The sequence below is a fragment of the Streptomyces sp. NPDC048211 genome, assembly GCF_043202315.1.
Lineage (GTDB): Bacteria > Actinomycetota > Actinomycetes > Streptomycetales > Streptomycetaceae > Streptomyces.
On sequence record NZ_JBIDAD010000001.1, the window covers coordinates 1,131,338 to 1,152,234 of the forward strand.

The following is a 20,897-nucleotide window of genomic DNA, read 5'->3' on the forward strand; positions in this document are numbered from 1 at the left end:
ATATAGACATTCCATCAATGAATCACAGGTGTTCTGGGTCACCCACCTGGAAAACATTGAATATATACGGGATTCCCCGAGTGATTCATTGATCGCCCAAAGGGTGGACGTGCGCATCCGTGTGACCTTCGCGAGCCACCGTGAGTCAATTGTTATTTTCCCGACATACCACCCTTAATGTTCTGCGCATGAACGCCCCCGACCGACCGGTGCACCGCCGCAGCGCCCTGCGCGCAGGAGCCGGGGCCGCCCTCACGGCCGCCCTCGCCACCGGCTGCGCGGGCCCGGACGCCGCCGGTACACCGGCGAAGCCCCTCACCCGCCCGGCGCCGACAGGCCGGGACGCCACCACCGGCGCGCACGCTCCCGCACCCGCTCCGCACCGCATCGCCGGGCAGCCCGTGCAGATCGACCACGGCCCCCGCGACCGGGCGCGCGTCGCGCTCACCTTCCACGGCCAGGGCGATCCCGCCGTCGCCCGGACCGTCCTGGGTGAGGCCGAACGCGCCGGAGCGCGGGTCACCGTCCTCGCCGTGGGCAGCTGGCTGGACGAGCACCCCGAGATGGCCCGCCGGATCCTCGACGGCGGCCACGACCTCGGCAACCACACCCAGCACCACACCGACATCTCCTCGATGGACGAGGCGCGGGCCTACGCCGAGATCACCGGCTGTGCCCAGCGGCTGCGCCGGCTCACGGGCTCCATCGGCACCTGGTTCCGGCCCTCGCGCGCCCGGTACGCCACCCCGCTCGTCCAGCGGCTCGCCGTCCGCGCCGGATACCCGCACGTCCTCTCGTACGACGTGGACTCCCTCGACTTCACCTCGCCCGGTGCCGCGGCCGTCACCCGCAAGGTGGCCGGGGAGATCCGCAACGGATCGGTGGTGAGCCTGCACTTCGGCTATGCGGACACGGTCGCCGCGCTGCCCCTCCTCCTCACCGAACTCGACCGCCGCCAACTGCGTGCGGTGACGACCACGGAGCTGCTGACCTGATGCCTCCCTCCACCACACGTACCGCGGCCCTGCTCGGGGGCGTCCTGCTCGCCGTCCTCACCGGCTGCGGAACCGCCCCCGCGGACAAGGGCGCGTCCGACGCCCCCACCGAGGCCGCCGCCCCGCCGGCCCGGCCCAGGCACGTCACCCCGCCCGCGCCGCCGGGACTGCCCGGGATGCCGCCCGTGCTCGACGCCGGGAACGTGTACGCGGCCGACGCCCCGGGAAAGCTGTCACCGGCCGTCAAGGACTTCCCGTCGCGCGTCTACGTGCCCAACACCAACTCCAACACGGTGTCGGTCATCGACCCGGCCACGTACAAGGTCATCGAGACGATCCCGGTCGGCCGCCAGCCGCAGCACGTCGTCCCGTCCTGGGACCTGAAGACGCTCTGGGTCAACAACGACGTCGGTGACAGCCTCACCGCCATCGACCCGGCGACCGGAAAGGCGGGGAAGACGCTCGACGTCTCCGACCCGTACAACCTCTACTTCACGCCGAACGGCAAGTACGCCATCGTGATGGCCTCGATGGACCGCGAACTGGTCTTCCGCGACGCGCACACCATGAAGACCGCCAGGACCGTTCCGGTGAGCTGCGCGGGCGTCAACCACGCCGACTTCTCCGCGGACGGCCGGTACTTCATCGTCTCCTGCGAGTTCTCCGGCGAACTGCTCAAGGTCGACACGGCGAAGATGAAGGTCGTGGGCCAGCAGAAACTCCCGTTCGAGGGCGCCATGCCGCAGGACGTGAAGCTGTCACCCGACGGCAGCACCTTCTACATCGCGGACATGATGGCCAACGGCATGTGGGTGCTGGACGGGAAGAAGTTCACCGAGCCGAAGCTGCTGCCCACCGGCAAGGGCTGCCACGGGCTGTACGTCAGCCGTGACGCCAAGGAGATGTACATCTCCAACCGCGGCGAGGGCTCGGTCTCCGTGTTCGACTTCGCTCAGAAGAAGCTGGCGAAGAAGTGGCACCTGCCGAACGGCGGCAGCCCGGACATGGGCGGGGTCTCGGCGGACGGCAAGGTCCTGTGGCTGTCCGGGCGCTACAACGCCGAGGTGTACGCGATCGACACCGCCAGCGGCAAGCAGCTGGCCCGGATCCCGGTGGGCAGTGGCCCGCACGGTCTCGCCGTCTACCCGCAGCCGGGCCGCTACTCGCTCGGCCACACCGGGGTCTTCCGCTGACCGGCACCGTCCGGATGCCGTCCCGGCGCCCCGCTCGTCGCGCCGTGCGTCCCCGCTCGGGCCGCCGTCCTCCGGGCGGTGGACGGCCCGCCCGTGACCGACGACCGGCCGCCGCGAGGGCGATCCGCCGCGCCCGATAATCTGACCCCCGTCAGACAGTCATACGAAGGGGCGGAAAAGTGGCGGACATCGAGTCGGCGCGCAAGGCATTCGAGCGGTTCGACCTGAACAGCGACGGGCTGATCTCGGCTGTCGAGTACAAGAGCGTCATGGCTCAGCTGGGTGACCCCTACGTCACCGAGACGGTCGCACAGGCCGTGATCAACTCCCACGACGCGAACGGGGACGGGCTCCTCACGTTCGACGAGTTCTGGGCGGCCCAGAACAAGGGCTGACGTCCGGGGGTCCCCCGGCCGACGGGCCGGGGGCCGCGGGACGGCGCCCGGGGACGGGCTGCCCGCCCCGCTCAGGAGCCGGCCGGAGCTGCGCGCTCCGCCGTCGGCGAGACCTTGTCCCCGGAGGCCACCGGAGCCGGGCGGAAGGCCTCGTCCGGGGTGGCCACCGGGCAGAACAGATCGTGCAGCCGGCCGGCCCGCAGCAGGCGCAGGATCCGCGGGCAGCCGCAGACGAGCCAGAACCGCCCGTCGCGGTCCAGCACACGGCGACGGGCCCGGCACAGGAGCGTCAGGCCGGAGCAGTCGAGGAAACTCACCTCCGTCAGATCGACCACCAGCTGGGGTGAACCGTCCGACGTCGCCCCGTCCAGGGCGGGTGCGATGAGCGCGGCGGTCGCGAGGTCGATCTCGTCACGCAGCGCCACCACCGTGCGGCCGTCCCTCCGGTACACCCGGCCGCAGGGCTCGGGCAGCGGGGCCGTCACGGAGGATGCCGTGGGGGCCGAGATCTCGGTCATTGATGCCTCTCCTCGCAGCGCCGGGCCCGCAGGACGTGCCTGGAGTCCGCATGACAGCCGGTGGGGGACGGTCGGTGAGGTGACAGTCGGTGAACCTAACCCGAGGGTCCGTCAGGTTGCCACGCAGAAACGTTCGCGCATTCCCCAATGCCTTCTTCCGGGTGAACATCGGCCGTTCCGTGGACGGGTGCGGCCCGGCCGGTTCACCTCGGGGCGGGGCAGGTTCGGTCAGCGTGGCAGCGAGCCGAGCCAGCCCGTCAGGATCCGGTTGACCTCGTCCGGCCGCTCCTGCTGGATCCAGTGACCGCAGCCGTCCAGGATGTGCGAGGCGACCAGGCCCGGCAGCGTCGTCGGATACGCGGCGATGGCGTCGGCCAGCCAGGTGGTGGAGGCGTCCAGGGAGCCGCCGAGGAAGAGCGAAGGCTGGGTGACGGGAGCGCCGTCGTAGTCGGCGAGATCCTCCCAGTCCCGGTCCATGTTCCGGTAGCGGTTGAGCGCGCCGGTCAGGCCGGTGCGCTCGAACTCACCCGCGTAGAAGTCGAGTTCGTCCTCGCCGAGCCAGCCGGGGCGGCCGGCGGGAAAACGCTCGCGCAGTGTCCCGCCACGGGCGGCGAAGTGCGGGTCCGGGGATCCGGGCGCGGGCATGGTGTCGGCGGAGAGCGCGGCGTAGAAGCCGGCGAGCCAGCCGCGGACGTCCGGCTCGATCTCCGCCTCGGCCCGGCCGGGCTCCTGGAAGCGCGAGACGTAGAACTCCTCGTCCCCGCCCATCCCCGCGAAGATCTCGCTGGGCCTCGGACCACCGCGCGGGGTGTACGGCACGCTGAGCAGTCCGGCCGCCCGGAAGACGTCCGGCCTGACGAGGGCCGAGTTCGCCGCGACCGTCGCTCCCCAGTCGTGGCCGATCACCACCGCGCTCCGCTCACCGAGCGCGTGCACCACGGCGACGTTGTCCTCGATCAGTTCGAGCATCCGGTACGCGGCGACGTCCCCGGGCCGGGAGGAGCGACCGTACCCACGCATGTCCACGGCGACCGCCCGGTATCCGGCGGCCGCCAGCGCGGGCAGCTGACGGCGCCAGGAGTACCAGGACTCGGGGAACCCGTGCACCAGCAGCACCACGGGTCCCGTGCCCTGCTCGACCAGGTGGATCCGGCCGGCCGGCGAGGGCACCAGGCGGTGGGTGAGGTCGGGGGCCGGGCTGGGCTGATGCGACATGTCTTCCTCCACGGCTGTCGGCCGGCGCCGGTCGGTGGCGGATGTCCGGCTCGGATCACGATCATGAGGTGCCCCCAGGACCGGCCGCGAGTTCTGTTGCCGCATCGGCAAACGGCCGGCCCGCGCATCCGGCACGGATGCGCGGGCCGCCTTCGCACGCCGGTCAGTTGTAGCCGAATCCCGGGGGGAGCGGGGACGGCCGGAACAGCCCGGTGGGGACCGTGTCGGCCAGGGACCGGTAGCCCCCGGGGTTGAGGTGGAGGTGGTCGCCGACGTCCGCCGAGGCGCGGAGCGCACGGGGGTTCTGCGGGTCGCGGACGGTCCGGTCGAAGTCGATCACCTCGTCGAAGCGGCCGCCGGTACGGATCCAGGTGTTGACCGCCTGCCGGGCCGCCTCGCGGTAACCGTCCGGGTCGTCGTACGGGGTGTTGCCGCCGAAGGGTGTCAGCGTGGCCCCGTACACCCGGATCCCCAGGGCGTGGGCCCGGGTGATGATCTGGCCGTACGCCGCGATGACGTCGTCGGCCGCCCGCTTCTGGGCGGCGGGTGTGGCGTCCGCCGTCCCGATGTCGTTGACGCCCTCGAAGACGATCAGCCGGTCGACGCCGCTCTGGGACAGCACATCCCGGTCCAGCCGGGCCAGCCCGTTCGGTCCCAGGCCGTCGTCGAGCAGGCGGTTCCCGCCCGCCGCCTGATTGACGACCGAGGTCCGCACCGTGCCCCCGCCCGCCGCCAGCCGCTGCTGGAGCACGTCCGGCCAGCGGTCGTTCCCGTTGGTGGTGGACCCCCGGCCGTCGGTCAGCGAGTCGCCGAGTACGGCCGTCGCCGAGGTGGTGCCGCTGGACCAGGCCTCGACACCGCTGAGGAGGTACCAGTGGTCGGTGGTGGCCGCACCGGGGAGATCCGGGTCCTGGACGTGGTCCCCGGACCGCAGATACGAGGTCGTACGGGATCCGGGGTGGGAGGTGAGGGCGGTGGACGCCTGTCCGTCGGCCAGGTAGACCGTCGCCGTCAGATTGGAGCCGGGCGCGAGACGGAAGTCGACCGGATCGGAGACGGCCTGCGCACCGGCCGGGACCGCCACGGAGGCGCTGCCGCCGAACGTGACCGGGCGCGTGGTCCCCTCCCGGATGGCACCGGTGCCGGCGCGGCCGTCCAGCGGCAGTGCCACGGACACCTTGGTGAGGGGCAGCACCGCCCCGCCGAACGCGTTGGAGAAGCGCAGGCGGATGTGGTCACCGCCCGCCGAGACGTGGACGGTCTGCCGCAGTGTCGTGTCCGTCAGCACGGAGTCGTCCCGGGTGAACGGCGCCGGCGGCATGTTGGACGGTTCCGTCAACTGCGGCATCGACGTCCAGGCGGCGACCCAGTGTGCGTTCCGCGCCTTGGGCCCGGGCGCGTGGGCGGTCCCCACCGTGTCGGCGGCCCCGAGCGCCGGTGATACGGCGACGAGGAGCGCGCCGGCGGTGAGCAGGCTGATGAGAGAGGTTCTTCGGTTCATGGATGTGTTCCCTCTGTGCGGTGGGGAAACGGGATGAAACGCAAAGCCGTCCGCGCACGCGGACGGCTTTCCCATCCATACGCCCGCCGGATCACGCGGCAGGCTAGCCCTTCCGATAGTTGCGGTCAATCATTCGAAATATTTCGAATGATCGGATCGCGCCTCGCCTGCCCTGTTCGGCGTCGGGCCGGATACTCTCCGGGTGCATCGGCGGTCCGGCCGGGCGGTGTTCGAGCGGGCCGTCACCCGACTCCCGTGCCGGATTGACCGCTTGAGTACGTGACGACTCAGGGTTTCGCAGGGGTCCTTCGAATATCTCGCCCATACAACGGACATGACGCCAGGTCACGCGCGAGATCGACGAACCGGGCCATTCCCAAGCATCGGATACTCCCGTCCGACATAGCGCCACGAATGGCCGCGTCCAACCTCACGTCTACCTCAAATCGCGAGATCGTGGTTGACCCGACCTGGGTCCGTAAACAATGATTACCCGGTCCTCCGGGGAGGACTGAGCGAAAACTTGACCTCGCCAAAGTATGCGGGAGGTCAAATATTCGCAACAATCCGAACGGGGGTCGGGTATGGTGAAATTTCTTATTCTGGGACCGCTGGAGATGGAGACTTCGGACGGTCGGCAAGTAGCGCCGAGGGCTCTGAAGCTGCGATCTCTTCTGGCCTATTTCTGCGCACACAGCGGGGAAGTCGTTTCCACGGCGCGCCTCACCGAGGCCCTTTGGTCGGGTGCGCCACCCCGTACTGCGCTGACCGCCCTGCATGTCTACGTCTCCAAGCTGAGGAAGTACCTCCAATCGCTGGGCCTGGACGGCTCGGCGATGATAACGACGCAGCCTCCCGGGTATCGGTTCAATCTTTCCGGCCATGATCTCGACCTGTGGTGGTTCGAATCCCTGTTGGCCAGGGCCGAGGAACTCAGGGCCCTCAATTGTGACGAAAAGGCATCGGCGGTACTGAACTCCGCAATTTCGCTCTGGCGGGGCCGCGCCATCGAGGATCTGCGCGCCATTCCGACGTTCGACAGCCTCGGTCGGTGTCTGGACGAGCGGCGCACCTTCGCCCATATGCAGCGCTTCGAAATAGAACTCGAATCGGGCAATCATAAAGGCATCATCAGTGAAATCTATTCGCTGATCGCTGAGCGTCCCACATGGGAGAGCCTTTATGAGTATCTCATGGTGGCGCTCTACCGATCAGGCCGCACGGTGGAAGCTCTCGCGGCCTATGGGCAGATACGAAAGATTCTGGTTCAGGAGCTCGGAGTGGAGCCCGGACCGCGTGTGCAGTATCTGCATCAGGCGGTTCTCTCTCACGACCCGTCCCTCAATCTCAACCGGGAATCGGGACTGCTGAGGCTCGTGCCGTGAGCCATGGAAGTGCGACGGTGGCGGCAGCGGCTGCTGTGCCTCGGGCGCGGCGCTGCCTGGCCGTGGGGCCCGGAGCCGCCGGCCGGTGAGCGTTGGCGGGGCGGCCCGGCGGGCAGGGTGGGTGGCCGCGTACTGCCATCCCTGTGCAACCGGTCGAGCACCCGGCCTGTGCGCGGGTCGAAACAGTCGGAAAAGCTCAGCCACCTCAGGTGGCTGAGCTTTTCCTTTTCCGGCCATCGGCCGCGCCCTGTGCGAGCTCGTGCCCGGCGGGAGGGGAGCGTTATGCGATGGTCCGCAGCAGTGTTGACCAGGTGTCAAGAATTATCCGCAGTGGATGCCGTGCCAGTGGCCGGTGTAGATCACCTCGCCGTATGCGCCCCGTGGGGAGTTCGCCGCCGAAGCGTCCACATCCAGACAGTGTCCGTCCATTCCGGTAAGCTTCACGGGCCCGGCGTAGGAGGAGTAGTTTCCCCCGTCGGTGGCATACCTGATGCTACCCGAGGGCTGGATGTAGACATCCATCTCGTATGCGTGCCCGGCGTACTTGACGGCCGTGTTCACCACGCAATTGGTGCCGTTCGACGCGCTGGAGTAGAAGACGTACACGCGGCTGATTGTCTCGCCGCCGTAGCTTATGGCGTAACTGCCCACCTGTGAACCCGGGCATCCCCAGTTCACGGCGGACGCGGAGGGTGCCGCGCCGAACACTATTCCTGAGGTGATCAGCCCGATGCTCGCGGCCCAGGCGGCTATGCGTCTCTTCACTGTGACTCCTGAATTCTGTTGTCGATGTGCATGATGCGGTCCGGTCAAAATGCGTCATTGTGCCCGGTGAGGGTGGGGGAAGGGTGGTTCGGGGCCTTTCTCTTGAAGGTCATCCATGCCTCACCCGGTCTCTCGCGAGAACGTGACGGCGAAGACTCGGGCACGCGCGTGACCGTCCCCGCCCTTCCCGGCGGGGCGATGGGCGAAGATACGCCATGGCTGGATCTTTTCGGTATCGCGAAGGAGTGGCACTATCGGAGCGCTCCTGACCTGCCAGTTCGCTGTTACGCCTCCTTGGGTCGAGCCGGTGGCAGGAAGTCTGGGTCGAGCCGGTGGGCAGGAAGCCGCAATCCCGGAACGGCCTATTCCGCCGATCCGGAGCCTTGCCCGCTCAGGAGGCGTCCGGCCGCGGAAGTGATCGCCGTGCGGAACCACTCGACATCGTCCTCGGTGAGGATCGCGGGCGGCGAGAACCGGATCACCGTGTCCTTGCCGATCGTCGTGGTGGCGATGACCCGTTGCCTGATCAGCTCCGTCATGAACGTCTTCACATGCGCGGGCGCGGTGAATTCGATCCCGAACAGCAGGCCCCTGCCGCGCACCTCGCGAATGATGTCGGACGGCACGTCCGCCACTGCCGCGGTGACGATGTGCAGCAGTTGCCGGCCGAGGACCTCGGCCCGCTCGATGTGGTTCTCCTCCTTGAGGGCGTGCAGCGTGGCCGTGGCCGCGGCCATGCCCAGCGGGTAGCCGGAGAACGTGGCGCTGTGCAGCCGCGGGTTGCGGTCGAGCGGGCGGAACACCTCGGCCGTGCAGACCGCCGCGCTCACCGGGATGCAGCCGCCGCCCAGGGCCTTGCCCACCAGGAGGATGTCCGGCCCCGCCTCGGCCTCGTCCCATCCCCACCAGGTGCCGAGCCGGCCGAGACCGCTCTGGATCTCGTCGGCGATCAGCAGGGCCCCGTGCTCACGGCACAGCCGGGCGACCGCGCTCAGATAGCCGGAGGGCGGCAGGTTCACGCCTCCCTCGCCCTGGACCGGCTCGATGATGACCGCGGCCGGGTCCCCCGCCGAAAGCGCCTCGGCGAGCGCCGCCTCGTCCCCGAAGGGGATGGTCTCCACGCCGGGCAGCAGCGGCCGGAACGGCATCTGGAGCGCGATGCGATCGGTCACGCTGAGCGCCCCGAGCGATTTGCCGTGGAAGCCGCCCCGCATCGCGATGACCCGCCTGCGACCGTTGGCCCGCGCGAGCTTCAGCGCGGTCTCCACCACCTCGGCGCCACCGGATCCGAAGTACACCCGGTCGAGGCCCGCGGGTGCCACCGATGCCAACTCGGCGGCCGCCTCCGCCATCTCCGCGGACAGGAAGGTCTTGCCCGAGATCGGATGGCGGTCCAGCTGGCGGTGCAGCGCCGAGACCACCGCCGGGTAGCGGTGGCCGAGGATGAACACCCCGTACCCGCCGAACTGGAGGTAGCGCGTGCCCTCCTCGTCGTACAGGTGGGCGCCTTCGCTGCGCTCCTCGACCGGCAGGCCGAGCGCCTCGGCGAGGCGGACGGTCCCTTCGCCGATGTGGGCACGGTAGCGGTCGATGACGACACTTCTCGTGGTCATGCGCGGGAGTCCTCCGAGGTTCTCGGTACGGGGGAAGGGCGGCGGCGTACATACCGGGGAGGTACCGCGGAGCGGGAGCGATCCGTGCCCGGCGCGCGCCACGGGACGGCCTGTCACCCCGCCGGCCGGTCGGGCGCGTTGGGCAGGAGCACGGTCCGGGCGAAGCGGCGGGACTCGAACGACGCGACGGCCGCGCCCACTCGGCCGAGCCCGTGGTGCACGTCGAGCGCCCCGTCGAGGCCGAGCTGCCCGCCCTCGACGAGATCGCACAGCGGGCCCAGGTCGCGGGCGGGTTCGAAGTCTCCGAAGACCGCGCCCTGCAGGATGCGGCCCGAGTGGAACAGTTCGAAGGCGCTGAACTGCACACGGTCGGACGTCGATCCGGCGCCGACCACGGTGACCTTGCCGCCGCGCCGGGTCAGGCCCCAGGCCTGCCGGATCGTCGCGGCTGTCCCCACGCACTCGAAGGCGTGGTCCGCGCCACGGCCCCCGGACTGATCGCGTACCGCCCCGGCGAGCGAGGCGGACGGGTCGTGCGCCTCGTGCGCTCCGAGCTTCAGTGCGAGGTCGCGGCGTTCCGGCGACGGGTCCACCGCGATGACACGGGCGGCTCCGCGCGCGACGCAGGTCTGGATGACGGTGAGTCCGACACCGCCCGCGCCGATGACGACGGCCGTCTCACCGCTCATCACCGCCGCCGTGTGGGACGCCGCTCCGAATCCGGTGGCCACTCCGCAGCCGAGGGTGGCCGCGACGGTGTCGGACAGGTGTGAGGTGAACGGGACGACGCTCTGCTCGGACACCAGAGCCTGCTCGGCGAACGCGCCGACGCCCATGGCCGCCTGGACCTTCCGGCCGTCCGGCAGGGTCATGCGCTCCGTACGGCGGTTGGACACCGCGCCGGAGCACAGGGCCGACCGGCCGTGCTCGCAGAACCAGCAGGCGCCGCAGGGCCCCGTCCAGTTGAAGAGGACCCGGTCACCGGGGGAGACCCGGCGGACATCGGCACCGGTCGTCACCACGGTGCCGACGCCCTCATGGCCGGGGACGAAGGGGAAGCGCTGTGGCAGCCGGCCGCCGCCGAGCGAGAAGTCCGTCCGGCAGAGGCCCACCGCGTCGACCCGGACGAGGACCTCGTCGGTGCCCGGATCGGCCAGGGTCACCTCCTGGATCCGCCAGTCACCGGACGGCTCGGCCACCACGACTGCTCGCACCACGCCCCCTGCGGGAATTCACCTATGGAACCTGCAGGAGACAGCATCCAGCAACTTGATTACGGCTCGCTAAAACCTCGCATTCTCTGCAACTAAAACGCGGGTTACGGCACCTTGCGTGACCCCGGACCCGGATGCCTAGACTTTCTTCAGATCAAGATTGTTGGGGCGCAGCCGTTTTTCGCACAGATAAGGCAGAGACGCATCATGGCGGGTGAAGACGGCTGGATCCAGGCCCTCGACACGGTCTTCGTCATGCCCGAGGACTACCGGGACCTCACCGTGGACCGGCCTGCCGCCCTGGACACGCTGCGCTGCGCGGAGCCCGTGCTGGACCTGCTGGTCGAAGCGGGCCTCGCATGCTCGGAGCAGGACGGCGTGCAGCTCTTCGACCGGTACGACCTGTTCAACGTGGCGCTGGCCTCCGGTTCCGGCAGCTCGCTGCCGGAGATCTCGATGCGCTATGCGCTGCGGTGGATGCGGGGCGGTCCGGCGACCTGGACCGAGCCGCTGGACTGGACGTTCGCCATCGAACTCACCTGTCCGCTGGGCGAGGGCTGCGGGCCCGACGCGCGCTGGGAGCACGCCCGGTTGCAGCCGGAGGCGGCGGGCGGGGAACTGCTCGGCCGGCGTACGGACCCGGCGGGCGCGACCGTGACGGACGGGGGGACCGTCATCGAGGGGCGGGGCCCTGTGCGCTTCGCCGGCGAGCTGCGCACCCGGGGGGAACTGCGCACCCTGGTGTCGCCGCGGCTGAAGTCGATCGTCGCCGACTTCCTGGCCGAGGACTACGCGTGGGCGCGCATGCCCGAGGCGCTCCAAGCCGAATACAAGCGTGTTCTGGCCGCGGGTGTCGCCCCGTGCATTACGGCGAGCCTGGCGTTGGAAGAGGAATTCAGGGCCGCCGGATACGAATGTCGCACGCGCCGCGGATGGATTCTCGGCGTGCTCGATCTCGCGCATTCCTGGGTGGAGGTCGTGGACGACGACGGCGTCGTCAAATGTGTTGATTTCGCCTTCCGGAAACTGACGCAGTACGCGCAGGACGCAGACCCCGAACTGCCCGAGGCATGCTTGGGATCCCTGCTCAACCGCCTCCTGCCCACCTCCATCTCCGCCGATGGGACCATGGCCCGCCACCGCTGCCGAGGCTCGGACCGGACGCCCGGACGCAGGACGACCGTAAGAAAGGTCACGCGTCAGTGAGTGCCGGAAGGCCGGCGGGCCTTCCGGCACGCCGGCCCCGTCCGACGCCGGTACGGCCGAGCGCAGTTCACCCACCGAAGGAGCCGTCATGACGGACCACGACCATTCCGCCGAATCCGCGGACCCGTACTGCGTCAGCGCGGCCGAGAGCGACGCCCTGCTGGCATCCGCGCCCTGGAAGAGGCTGGTCGTCTTCGGTGACAGCGCGGCGGAGGGGCTGGGCCAGCCCGTGCCGGGATACCGGACCGTCCCCTGGGGCGAGCGGCTGCGGGAGTCCCTCGACCGCGTCAACCCGGGCCTGACGTATGCCAACTTCGGCCACCGGGGGCTGCGCAGCGACCAGATCCGGGAGCGGCAGATGGGCCGGGTCCTGGAGTTCGCCCCCGATCTGGCCTGCCTGGTCGCCGGCGGCAACGACGCCTTCGCCCGGGGCTTCGACGCCGACGCGGTCGGGGAGTCGATCGGCTCCATGGTGGGCGCCCTGCGCGCCACCGGCTCGGACGTCCTGCTGTTCGGCCTGATGGACGCTTCGGCGGCGCTCCCCGAACTGCTCCCGGGCCGCAACCGGATGATCCGGCTGAACGCGGCCGTACGGGCGGTGGCCGAGAAGCACGGGGCGGTGTTCGTGGACCTGTGGGAGCACCCGGCCCGCGCCGATGCGGACATGTACAGCGACGACAAGATCCACAACTCGATGCGAGGACACGCCGCGATCGCGGCGGACACCGTTCGGGCGCTGAGCGCGCACCTCGCGCGCTGACGACGACGGCGGGACCCAAGGATGCGGAGTTTCCATGCTGCTTGACTGGCTGAAGAACCCCAGGGCCACGCGGGGGATCCACCTGGCGGGCGACGACGGGGCGTGGCACTTCACGTCCTATGCCCAGCTCGCCGCGGACACCCGGCGCATCGCCAACCAGCTCCGTGCTCGCGGTGCGGGCCGGGGGCAGGTGGTCTCGCTGATCCTTGACGATCCGTACCGGTTCGTCAGCTCCTTCATGGGGACGCTGCTCGCCGGCGCCGTTCCGGCGCCGCTCGCCCCGGCGACGGCGCTGCGCGGCACGGACCGCTATGTCGCGCACCTGGCACGGGTGTTCGGCACAGCGGACCCCTGCCTCGTCCTGACGGAGGACGACCACGCCGACGTCGTCGCCCCGGCGCTGAAGGAGGCCGGCTGCGAGACGGCGGAGGTGGTGTGCCCCGGCGATCTCGCCGACCCGGACGGCCGGTACGACACCCTGCCGGGTATCGACCGCCGGGACGAGGAGCTGGCTCTGCTCCAGTTCACCTCCGGCTCCACCGGCAACCCCAAGGGCGTGCGCGTCACCTGGGGCAGTTTCGAGGCGAACGTCGAAGCCATCCGGCGCTGGCTGCGCTGGACGGACGAGGACTCGTTCGCGAGCTGGCTGCCGCTCCACCACGACATGGGGCTGATCGGCGGCATGGTCATGCCGGTGACGACCGGCACCGATGTGTGGCTGATGCGCCCCAACCAGTTCCTGCGCTCACCGCTGCGCTGGCTGGAGTGCTTCGGACGCAGAGGGGTCACCCTCACCACATCGCCCAGCTTCGGGTACGCGTACACCGCCCGCCGGGTCTCGCCCGAGCAGGTGGACGGGATGGACTTCTCCCGCTGGCGGGTCGCGATCCTCGGCGCCGAGCGGATCGACCCGGTCGGGGTGGCCGACTTCTCCGCGCTGCTGGGCCCGCACGGCTTCTCGGTGCGCACCCTCGTCGGCGCGTACGGCCTGGCGGAGACCACCGTCGCGGCGAGCGGGGTGCCCGCAGGCCGGGGCTCCGTCCTGGCGAAGATCAACGCCGCGGAGCTCCGGGACGGCGAGCCGGTCCCCGTCTCCGGCCGGGGCGTCCTCGGTGAGGACCGGGTGGGTGGCAACGGCTGGCTGACGGGCTGCGGTGTCGCGGTGCACGGCAGCGGGCTCTCCGTCGTCGACGCGGACGGCACCGAACTGCCCGAAGGGTACTTCGGAGAGATCCGGCTCGACGGGCGGTCGCTGGCGGCCGGGTATCTGCTCGGTCCCGGCGAGGTCCAGCCCTTCGGCACGGACGGCCTGCACACCGGGGACGCGGGGTTCATCGACGACGGAGAGCTCTACGTGGTGGGCCGGATCGGCGAGTCCGTGAAGGTGCGCGGCACGAGCCTGTACGCGGAGGACGTCGAGGCGGAACTCAACGGACTGCGGCACCTGGGCGGTTCGGTGGAGTGCGCGGTCGCCTTCGGCACCACCGAGGACGCCGGTCACGTCGTGGTCTTCGCCGAGGGACGGATCACCCCGGACTGGCTGAGCGCCGCCCGGGACCGGGTCGCGGCCCAGACGCTCGGCGCGCTGGACGTGACCGTGCTGCGCGGCAGCCGCGGCTCGATCAGCCGCACGTCGAGCGGGAAGCCACGGCGCCGCACGATGTGGGAGCGCCTGCTGCGACCGGGCACCGGGCCCGACTGGACCGTGGAATTCGGAAGCCTGCCCACTGCGGCGAAGGCCTGAGAGCGAGAGCAGGGAATCACATGAGTGCCGAAGACATCCTGGAGACCAGTGACCGGAGTGCTGTGGTGAACCTGCCCAGCCCGGCCCAGTTGTACGACCGGTGGGAGCAGCAGCAGTGGAGCGTGGCCGACCTCGCGGTCGAGCAGGACGCCGAGCGCTGGAGCAAGCTGACACCGTTCGTACGCAAGGAACTCCTCGCCGCGCTGGCGGACCTGGAGATCGGCGAGGTGAGCGTCACCCAGACACTGAGCTCGCTGGTGGACCACGCGCCGACCGAGGAGGACCGGATATACCTCTGCACGCAGATGGCCGACGAGGCCCGCCACGTGCAGTTCTTCAAGCAGTACCTGCTCAGGGCGGTGGGCGTGACCGAGGCCGACCTGGCTCCCGACGGTGACCTGGGCCTGGCGTCCGCGTACGGCAACGTCTTCGAACCGACGCTGCGGGAGGCGACCCGGCTGGTGCGTGAGGCCGACGGGGAGCCGACCGTCTGGTTCGCGGGCGTGGTCTGGTACCACCTGATCACCGAGGGCGTCCTCGCCGCCGCCGGCCTCAAGGGGCTGCGGACGTTCGTCCGCTCCCTGGGCGGACTGCCCGCCCTGGAGACCGGCCTCACCAACGTCACCCGGGACGAGACCCGGCATCTCACCTACGGCCTCGCGGCCACCCGGCTGGGTGCGGCGAACGGTTACGCCGAGGTGATCACCGAGACGTACTGGGCGGGCATCGACAAGACGGTCGAGGTGCTGGTCAACCCCCGGCAGCGGGCCCTCACCCCGATGATCCCGCTGGCTCTCGCCCAGCGTGCGAAGCAGCTGACCGCGCAGTGGAACGCCGCGCGGGAGCGCGTGGTGCGCCAGACGGACCTGATCGGGCTCGGGCATCTCGCGGCCGAGGCGGAGCAGCGGTTCGACGCGGCCCTGGAGCGCAATCTCGACCTCTACGAGAAGGTGTGGAGCACCAAGCACCCGGTGCGCCGCGCCGGCCGCACCGGTCTGGTCACCACCTGACCCCCTCGGGCAGGCCAACGGCCTGCCCCTCCCTCTCCGGACCCGCCGTGGTCCGGATCGTGCAGCAGCACTCGATCCCACCTTTCTGTCCCACCCTTCTGTCCCACCCTTCTGGAAGAGGAATACAGCCATGGCATCGTTCGACGACATCGCCGCACGCGTCCGTGAGATCACCGGAAAGATGTCGCCCCTCGGCGAGCGCACGGCGACCTCCGAGGAGCGCCTCATCGAGGACCTGGGCTACGACTCGGTCACCTTCATGGAGCTCTCCCTCGCCCTGGAGGGCGAGTTCGACATCAACGTCATCGAGGAGGACGCGGTCGCCGACCTGGCCACCGTCGGTGACGTCGAGCGGCTGATCGGCAAGGTGACCGGCGCGGCTCCGCAGGACGCCTGACAACCGGTCCGCCGCGCGGCACCGGCCGGGGTGGCGGCCGGGAGCATTCCCGGCCGCCACCCCCTCCCTCGCCGCATGCGTCCGCGCAGTGGCGAACCACCCTCCGACAGACGAGAGCAGATGACCACAGCCAACGCACCAGCGGAGCCGCTTCGGACCATCGACGGCGCACTCCGGACCAGCAACCGATTCCAGTCCGTGCTCGGCCGGCTCGTGGCCATGTCGGAGCGGGACTACTACGACCCGTACAAGCTGTTCGTGTGGCCGGACTCCCTCGACGAGGACGCCTACTGGATGTCGCCGGAACTGATGACCGTGTACGGCACGGAGGTGGCCGGGACGTTCGACGAGGACCAGCTGAAGGCCATCAGCAAGTGGGAGAGCATCAACTTCTACAGCGTCAACGTGCACGGCATCCGGGAACTGCTGACGTCGATCATCGCGCGGATCCACTCCACCGGGTTCGAGGTCCCGTCGGAGTACTTCCACCACATCATCGGCGAAGAGAACGACCACATGTGGTTCTTCGCCAAGTTCTGCCTGAACTACGGCGGCAAGATCTACCCGGACCGCCAGGTCGTCTTCGCCGGCCCGCAGATACCCGAGGCCGAGAGCTTCCTGATCTTCTCCCGGCTGCTGATCTTCGAGGAGCTGGTGGATGTCTACAACCAGTTCATGGGCACCGACGAGCGACTGCACCCCACCATCCGCCAGGTCAACGCGGTGCACCACCAGGACGAGTCGCGGCACATCGCCTTCGGCCGCCAGATCGTGCAGATCCTGCACGAGGAGCTCCGCTCACGACTGAGCGCGGCGCAGATCAGGGAACTCGGCGACTACCTCAAGCGCTACATGCGCTCGTCCGTCGAGATGCTGTGCAGCCCCGCCGCCTTCCGCGACGCCGGCGTCGAGGACCCGTACGGCGTGCGCCGCAAGGTCGTGTCCGACCCCGCCTTCGACGCTTACGTGGCCCGCGCGCTGAGGCGCTCCACCAAATTCCTGGCGAACGAGCAGATCATCGAGGACGAGAGGATCCCCCGGCTGTGAGCGACGACCTCACCTTCGTCACGGAGTACCTGCTCTCGCGCAAGCCGGAGCTGACCACCCTGGACCCCGACCTGGATCTGATCGACAACCGGATCCTCGACTCGCTGGGTTTCATCAGTTTCCTGTACGTCCTGGAGGAGCGCACCGGACAGGAGATCTCCCTGGACTCGGTGACACCCGAGGACTTCCGTACCCTCAACCGGATCCGTGCCCGGTTCTTCAACGGCGAGGGTGCCGATGTCCAGGCGTGACATCGTTGCGGACGGCTACCGCGCCGACGGCGGTCTCGTCACCCTCGGCCCCGAGGCGCTGCGCCTGCGCGGCGAACTGGACCGGATCTTCGCCGGGTGGGGTGCCCGGGCGGGCGCCGACGCCCTCGCGTATCCGCCGCTCATCCCGGCCGGCGACCTGACGGCGCTGGACTACTGGGACAACTTCCCGCATCTGGCGCTGCCCGTCGCGGGTGTCCGCGAGGACGCCCGCAAGGGCCTCGTCGTGAACACCGAGCACCCCGCGATCGGCCACGACGCACTGAGCGACGCAGGGCATGTGCTGCCGTCCTCGGCTTGCTACCCCGTCTATCCGGGTCTCGCCGCAACGGTGGTGGAGGATGCCACGCTCATCTCCACCGTGGCCAACTGCTTCCGCAACGAGACGCACTTCGACGGACTGCGCCGCCTCATGGCGTTCACCATGCGCGAGGTGGTCTTCCTGGGAACGCGTGAGCACGTGCTGGACCGGGGAGCCGACTTCAAGCGGTTCACCGTCGAGTTCGCCGCCGCGCTGGGCCTGCCCGTGGAAGTGCGCGCGGCCAGCGACCCGTTCTTCGACGCGAAGGGCAGGCGTTCGCTGATGCTGAGCCTGTTCCCCGCGAAGGAGGAGGTCGTGTACGGGGGTTCGGTGGCCATCGCGTCCGTCAACTTCCACCGGAACTTCTTCGGAGAGCGCTGCGGGATACGTACCGGCGACGGGGAGTACGCCTTCTCCGGGTGCATCGGCTGGGGCCTCGAACGCTGGCTGCACGCGCTCATCGACCACTTCGGTTCGGTGGAGAAGGCGCTCGGCGCGGTCGAGGCGACGGTGAGCACATGACGGCCGTCATGGACGCCGCCTCGGAAGTGGTACTGGGCGCGCCGCGCGCCGACTCCTTCACGGCCTTCGGCCGGCGCGTGGAGATATGGGTCGCGGACATCGGTGCCGCGCCCGGCCCCGACGGTCTGCGGGCGGGAGAGCTCACCTCGCGTGCGGAGGCGGAGCGGGCGGTGCGCATCGGCGCCCCGGGCGGGCGGGTGCGCCACACCGCCGGTCGGGCCCTGGCCCGATGGGCACTCGCCTCCCGCCTGGGCTGCCCTCCGGCCGAGGTACCGCTGGTCATCGGCCGCAACGGCAGGCCGGAACTGTCCGTGTCCGACGGGGATCTGTGGAAGTACGAGCAGAACCCCGCAGACATCGACTTCAACCTGTCGCACGCGGGGGACCAGGTCGCCGTCGCCGTGGCGCACGGCCTGCGGGTGGGCATCGACATCGAGCGCGTCACCGGCCGGCCCAACGTCACCGGGCTGGCGGAGCGGGTGTTCTCCGCGGCGGAGCGCGGGCTTCTGGCAGGAGCCGCACCGGACGGCTACCTTGCCCGCTGGTACCGGATCTGGACGACGCGCGAGGCCTACGTCAAGGCGTACGGCACCGGGCTGAGCGGTATCGCGGACGCGTTGCCGGACCCCGGCGCGGACTGGCTCGCCCACGAGGTGCGCTCGGCCGCGCCGGGTTACACGGCCACCGCGGTCGCCTGCCGCGACCACCGCCGGACGGAGAGCCGCACGCGAAGCCGTGCAGAGGGCTTCACAGAGACCGCAGAGAGCTCCGGAGAGACGGGAACGGCCACTCAGTCATGACCTACGCGATCACCGATGCCTGCGTCGGGGTGAAGGAGGCGTCCTGCGTCGCGGTCTGCCCGGTGGACTGCATCCGCCCACTGCCCGGGTCGCCGGAGTTCCTCAGCGCGAAGCAGCTCTACATCAACCCCGCGGAATGCATCGACTGCCAGTCCTGCGCCATGGCCTGTCCGGTCGACGCCTGCTACCCGGAGGACGAGCTGCCCGAAGAGTCCCGCACCTTCCTTGAGCTGAATTCAGCCTATTTCACGCAGGGCACCCCGTCCCGCCTCCCGAGGAGTCAGCCATGACCGTCAACCCTTCCTGGGTCACCGAAGAGGTCGACACCGACCGGCCGAGCATCGCGCGTCTCTACGACTACCTGCTGGGCGGCACCCACAACCTGGAGTCCGACCGCAAGGTCGCCCGCGAAGCCATGCGCGCGGCGCCCGGCCTGCTCAAACTGGTCCGGGAGAACCGGGACTTCCTGCGCCGCGCCGTGCGGCACGCGGTCGACTCGGGCATCGACCAGTTCCTCGACCTGGGTTCCGGCATCCCGACCCGGGGCAGCGTCCACCAGACGGCACAGGCGATCAACCCCGACGCCAGGGTCGTGTACGTGGACATCGACCCGGTGGCGGTGGGGCACGGCCGCGAACTCCTCGCCGACAACCCGAACGCGACCAGCGTGCAGGGCAGCCTGCTCGACCCCGGTGCGGTCTTCGAGTCGCCCGAAGTCAACGCCCTCATCGACTTCGACCGCCCGGTCGCCCTCCTCTTCCTGTCGGTCCTGCACTTCTTCCCCGACGAGCAGGTCCTGCCCGCCCTGGAGACCTACCGGGACAAGGCCGCCCCCGGCAGCCACCTGGTGTTCTCCGTCGCGACCAACGCGGTCAACGACGACGCGGCCAACCTGGTGCGGGGCATCTACGCCGACGCCTGGACCGACTGCGTGATGCGGTCCCGGGAACAGGCGGCGGCCCTGCTGGGGACCTTCGACGTGGTCGAACCCGGTGTCGTCTTCCCCGTGTACTGGCAGACCGGAACCTCCCTCGACACGGAGACCGCCCCGGTGCACCACAACTATTTCGTCGGTGTGGGCCGGAAGCCGGAGTAGACCGTGAACCGTGACGACGTATGGCTCCTCCACACTCTCGACAGCGCGGTCGTCAAGGAACTGGAGCGCCACTACAGCACCGCGCAGGAGTGGATGCCGCACGAGTACGTCCCCTGGGACCTGGGGCGTAACTTCAACGGCCCGATGGGAGGGGAGGAGTGGAGCGCGGACCAGTCGAAGATCACCGAGGTCGCCCGCATCTCCCTGGTGGTGAACCTGCTGACGGAGGACAACCTTCCCAGCTATCACCACTCGCGAGCCGAACTGTTCGGGCTCGAAGGCTCCTGGGGTGAATGGCTGCACCGGTGGACCGCGGAGGAAGGGCGCCACTCCATCGCCATCCGGGACTACCTGCTCACCAGCCGTTCGGTGGACCCGGTCGAGCTCGAACGGCTCCGCATGGGCCAGCTCTCCAAGGGGCACGAGGCGGACGCCAGCGCCGGCATCCTGCACTCGATGGTCTATCTGACCGTGCAGGAACTGGCCACGCGCATGGCCCACCGCAACACGGGCCTGGTCTCCGGCGATCCCGTCTGCGACCGGATGATGACGCGGATCGCCAAGGACGAGAACCTCCACATGCTCTTCTACCGGAACCTGCTGGAGTCCGCGCTGGAGGTCGAGCCCGACCGGACCATGGTGGCGTTCAAGGACATCATCACGCAGTTCCGGATGCCCGGACACTCCATTCCGGGCTTCCGGAAGGCCGCCCGGCAGCTCGCCGTCGAGGGAATTTACAACGTGCGGATCCACCGCGACGATGTTCTCCTGCCGGTCCTGCGGAAGTTGAACGTCCTCGGATTCGCGGGCCTCGGCCCCGAAGGCGCCGAGGCCCAGGACGAACTGGGCCGCTTTCTGTCCGAAATGACGGGCAAGGCTGCACGGTTCGACGAGGTCAGTGCAACGATGCGGGCGAAGAAGAGGTCTCTCGCGGATTCGAAGGAGCAGTAA

The 20,897-nt window shown here is 69.6% G+C and carries 22 protein-coding genes; 16 read left to right on the top strand and 6 right to left on the bottom strand.

Going from position 1 to position 20,897, the window contains the following annotated elements:
* The first annotated feature begins 188 nt into the window (after positions 1 to 188).
* From ACGFZA_RS05180 to ACGFZA_RS05190, 3 genes are all read left to right on the top strand, one after another.
* Positions 189 to 995 (top strand): polysaccharide deacetylase family protein, encoded by an 807-nt coding sequence (locus ACGFZA_RS05180; RefSeq protein ID WP_393677207.1) that lies wholly within the window; start codon positions 189 to 191, stop codon positions 993 to 995.
* Positions 995 to 2,188, top strand: a complete 1,194-nt coding sequence (locus ACGFZA_RS05185) for a hypothetical protein (RefSeq protein WP_393677209.1) — start codon at positions 995 to 997, stop codon at positions 2,186 to 2,188. The genes ACGFZA_RS05180 and ACGFZA_RS05185 overlap by 1 nt, the downstream gene beginning before the upstream one ends.
* 179 nt (positions 2,189 to 2,367) lie before the next feature.
* Entirely contained in the window at positions 2,368 to 2,583 is a 216-nt protein-coding gene (locus ACGFZA_RS05190; protein ID WP_326738861.1) for an EF-hand domain-containing protein, read from the top strand.
* Positions 2,584 to 2,654: 71 nt separating this feature from the next.
* On the opposite strand, the gene ACGFZA_RS05195 is transcribed toward ACGFZA_RS05190, so the two are convergent.
* The 3 genes from ACGFZA_RS05195 to ACGFZA_RS05205 form a co-directional block, all read right to left on the bottom strand.
* The gene (locus ACGFZA_RS05195) at positions 2,655 to 3,101 is read right to left on the bottom strand and encodes an STAS domain-containing protein (RefSeq protein ID WP_393677212.1); all 447 of its coding nucleotides are present in this window, start codon (positions 3,099 to 3,101) and stop codon (positions 2,655 to 2,657) included.
* 228 nt (positions 3,102 to 3,329) lie between these two features.
* Positions 3,330 to 4,316, bottom strand: a complete 987-nt coding sequence (locus ACGFZA_RS05200; RefSeq protein WP_393677214.1) for an alpha/beta fold hydrolase — start codon at positions 4,314 to 4,316, stop codon at positions 3,330 to 3,332.
* A 163-nt stretch (positions 4,317 to 4,479) separates the two neighbouring features.
* Complete coding sequence (locus ACGFZA_RS05205; protein WP_393677216.1) at positions 4,480 to 5,817, bottom strand: SGNH/GDSL hydrolase family protein; 1,338 nt, start codon at positions 5,815 to 5,817, stop codon at positions 4,480 to 4,482.
* A 584-nt stretch (positions 5,818 to 6,401) separates the two neighbouring features.
* Here ACGFZA_RS05205 and ACGFZA_RS05210 point away from each other — a divergent pair.
* Positions 6,402 to 7,202, top strand: coding sequence for a BTAD domain-containing putative transcriptional regulator (locus ACGFZA_RS05210; protein ID WP_393677219.1), 801 nt, complete (start codon positions 6,402 to 6,404; stop codon positions 7,200 to 7,202).
* A 321-nt stretch (positions 7,203 to 7,523) separates the two neighbouring features.
* Here ACGFZA_RS05210 and ACGFZA_RS05215 read toward each other — a convergent pair whose 3' ends face one another.
* The 3 genes from ACGFZA_RS05215 to ACGFZA_RS05225 all read right to left on the bottom strand — a co-directional run bounded on the left by ACGFZA_RS05215 (position 7,524) and on the right by ACGFZA_RS05225 (position 10,797).
* Entirely contained in the window at positions 7,524 to 7,967 is a 444-nt protein-coding gene (locus ACGFZA_RS05215; protein ID WP_385286605.1) for a hypothetical protein, read from the bottom strand.
* Between the two features lie 362 nt (positions 7,968 to 8,329).
* A complete protein-coding gene (locus ACGFZA_RS05220) occupies positions 8,330 to 9,580 on the bottom strand; it encodes an aspartate aminotransferase family protein (protein ID WP_385286604.1) in 1,251 nt (416 codons plus the stop codon).
* 113 nt (positions 9,581 to 9,693) lie between these two features.
* The gene (locus tag ACGFZA_RS05225) at positions 9,694 to 10,797 is read right to left on the bottom strand and encodes a zinc-binding dehydrogenase (RefSeq protein WP_393677222.1); all 1,104 of its coding nucleotides are present in this window, start codon (positions 10,795 to 10,797) and stop codon (positions 9,694 to 9,696) included.
* Positions 10,798 to 11,001: 204 nt separating this feature from the next.
* On the opposite strand from ACGFZA_RS05225, the gene ACGFZA_RS05230 reads away from it, so the two are divergent.
* The 12 genes from ACGFZA_RS05230 to ACGFZA_RS05285 all read left to right on the top strand — a co-directional run bounded on the left by ACGFZA_RS05230 (position 11,002) and on the right by ACGFZA_RS05285 (position 20,897).
* On the top strand, positions 11,002 to 12,000 hold the full coding sequence (locus tag ACGFZA_RS05230; RefSeq protein ID WP_393677224.1) for a hypothetical protein: 999 nt from the start codon (positions 11,002 to 11,004) through the stop codon (positions 11,998 to 12,000).
* An 88-nt stretch (positions 12,001 to 12,088) separates the two neighbouring features.
* Positions 12,089 to 12,760: an SGNH/GDSL hydrolase family protein gene (locus ACGFZA_RS05235; protein WP_385286599.1), complete on the top strand. Its 672-nt coding sequence runs from the start codon at positions 12,089 to 12,091 to the stop codon at positions 12,758 to 12,760.
* 34 nt (positions 12,761 to 12,794) lie between these two features.
* The gene (locus tag ACGFZA_RS05240) at positions 12,795 to 14,504 is read left to right on the top strand and encodes an AMP-binding protein (RefSeq protein ID WP_393677227.1); all 1,710 of its coding nucleotides are present in this window, start codon (positions 12,795 to 12,797) and stop codon (positions 14,502 to 14,504) included.
* Between the two features lie 20 nt (positions 14,505 to 14,524).
* Positions 14,525 to 15,514 carry a hypothetical protein gene (locus ACGFZA_RS05245; protein ID WP_393677229.1) on the top strand — a complete coding sequence of 330 codons (990 nt, stop codon included), beginning with the start codon at positions 14,525 to 14,527 and terminating at the stop codon, positions 15,512 to 15,514.
* Between the two features lie 130 nt (positions 15,515 to 15,644).
* A complete protein-coding gene (locus ACGFZA_RS05250; RefSeq protein WP_385286593.1) occupies positions 15,645 to 15,911 on the top strand; it encodes a phosphopantetheine-binding protein in 267 nt (88 codons plus the stop codon).
* A gap of 120 nt (positions 15,912 to 16,031) precedes the next feature.
* Entirely contained in the window at positions 16,032 to 16,958 is a 927-nt protein-coding gene (locus ACGFZA_RS05255) for a diiron oxygenase (protein WP_385286592.1), read from the top strand.
* Entirely contained in the window at positions 16,955 to 17,209 is a 255-nt protein-coding gene (locus tag ACGFZA_RS05260) for an acyl carrier protein (protein WP_385286591.1), read from the top strand. The genes ACGFZA_RS05255 and ACGFZA_RS05260 overlap by 4 nt, the downstream gene beginning before the upstream one ends.
* Positions 17,196 to 18,050 carry a hypothetical protein gene (locus ACGFZA_RS05265; protein ID WP_393677232.1) on the top strand — a complete coding sequence of 285 codons (855 nt, stop codon included), beginning with the start codon at positions 17,196 to 17,198 and terminating at the stop codon, positions 18,048 to 18,050. The genes ACGFZA_RS05260 and ACGFZA_RS05265 overlap by 14 nt, the downstream gene beginning before the upstream one ends.
* The gene (locus tag ACGFZA_RS05270; protein WP_393677235.1) at positions 18,047 to 18,850 is read left to right on the top strand and encodes a 4'-phosphopantetheinyl transferase family protein; all 804 of its coding nucleotides are present in this window, start codon (positions 18,047 to 18,049) and stop codon (positions 18,848 to 18,850) included. Before ACGFZA_RS05265 ends, ACGFZA_RS05270 begins: the two co-directional genes overlap by 4 nt.
* A complete protein-coding gene (locus tag ACGFZA_RS05275; RefSeq protein WP_385286585.1) occupies positions 18,847 to 19,140 on the top strand; it encodes a ferredoxin family protein in 294 nt (97 codons plus the stop codon). Before ACGFZA_RS05270 ends, ACGFZA_RS05275 begins: the two co-directional genes overlap by 4 nt.
* The gene (locus ACGFZA_RS05280; RefSeq protein ID WP_385286583.1) at positions 19,137 to 19,946 is read left to right on the top strand and encodes an SAM-dependent methyltransferase; all 810 of its coding nucleotides are present in this window, start codon (positions 19,137 to 19,139) and stop codon (positions 19,944 to 19,946) included. Before ACGFZA_RS05275 ends, ACGFZA_RS05280 begins: the two co-directional genes overlap by 4 nt.
* A gap of 3 nt (positions 19,947 to 19,949) precedes the next feature.
* Positions 19,950 to 20,897: an acyl-ACP desaturase gene (locus ACGFZA_RS05285; protein WP_385286581.1), complete on the top strand. Its 948-nt coding sequence runs from the start codon at positions 19,950 to 19,952 to the stop codon at positions 20,895 to 20,897.

Bases quoted from the DNA above. Each gene is read 5' to 3' on its own strand.
- ACGFZA_RS05255 (WP_385286592.1), top strand. From the start codon at position 16,032: ATGACCACAGCCAACGCACCAGCGGAGCCGCTTCGGACCATCGACGGC.
- ACGFZA_RS05220 (WP_385286604.1), bottom strand. From the start codon at position 9,580: ATGACCACGAGAAGTGTCGTCATCGACCGCTACCGTGCCCACATCGGC.
- ACGFZA_RS05195 (WP_393677212.1), bottom strand. From the start codon at position 3,101: ATGACCGAGATCTCGGCCCCCACGGCATCCTCCGTGACGGCCCCGCTG.
- ACGFZA_RS05245 (WP_393677229.1), top strand. From the start codon at position 14,525: ATGAGTGCCGAAGACATCCTGGAGACCAGTGACCGGAGTGCTGTGGTG.
- ACGFZA_RS05235 (WP_385286599.1), top strand. From the start codon at position 12,089: ATGACGGACCACGACCATTCCGCCGAATCCGCGGACCCGTACTGCGTC.
- ACGFZA_RS05185 (WP_393677209.1), top strand. From the start codon at position 995: ATGCCTCCCTCCACCACACGTACCGCGGCCCTGCTCGGGGGCGTCCTG.
- ACGFZA_RS05250 (WP_385286593.1), top strand. From the start codon at position 15,645: ATGGCATCGTTCGACGACATCGCCGCACGCGTCCGTGAGATCACCGGA.
- ACGFZA_RS05230 (WP_393677224.1), top strand. From the start codon at position 11,002: ATGGCGGGTGAAGACGGCTGGATCCAGGCCCTCGACACGGTCTTCGTC.
- ACGFZA_RS05275 (WP_385286585.1), top strand. From the start codon at position 18,847: ATGACCTACGCGATCACCGATGCCTGCGTCGGGGTGAAGGAGGCGTCC.
- ACGFZA_RS05265 (WP_393677232.1), top strand. From the start codon at position 17,196: ATGTCCAGGCGTGACATCGTTGCGGACGGCTACCGCGCCGACGGCGGT.
- ACGFZA_RS05180 (WP_393677207.1), top strand. From the start codon at position 189: ATGAACGCCCCCGACCGACCGGTGCACCGCCGCAGCGCCCTGCGCGCA.
- ACGFZA_RS05200 (WP_393677214.1), bottom strand. From the start codon at position 4,316: ATGTCGCATCAGCCCAGCCCGGCCCCCGACCTCACCCACCGCCTGGTG.
- ACGFZA_RS05210 (WP_393677219.1), top strand. From the start codon at position 6,402: ATGGTGAAATTTCTTATTCTGGGACCGCTGGAGATGGAGACTTCGGAC.
- ACGFZA_RS05270 (WP_393677235.1), top strand. From the start codon at position 18,047: ATGACGGCCGTCATGGACGCCGCCTCGGAAGTGGTACTGGGCGCGCCG.
- ACGFZA_RS05240 (WP_393677227.1), top strand. From the start codon at position 12,795: ATGCTGCTTGACTGGCTGAAGAACCCCAGGGCCACGCGGGGGATCCAC.
- ACGFZA_RS05205 (WP_393677216.1), bottom strand. From the start codon at position 5,817: ATGAACCGAAGAACCTCTCTCATCAGCCTGCTCACCGCCGGCGCGCTC.
- ACGFZA_RS05280 (WP_385286583.1), top strand. From the start codon at position 19,137: ATGACCGTCAACCCTTCCTGGGTCACCGAAGAGGTCGACACCGACCGG.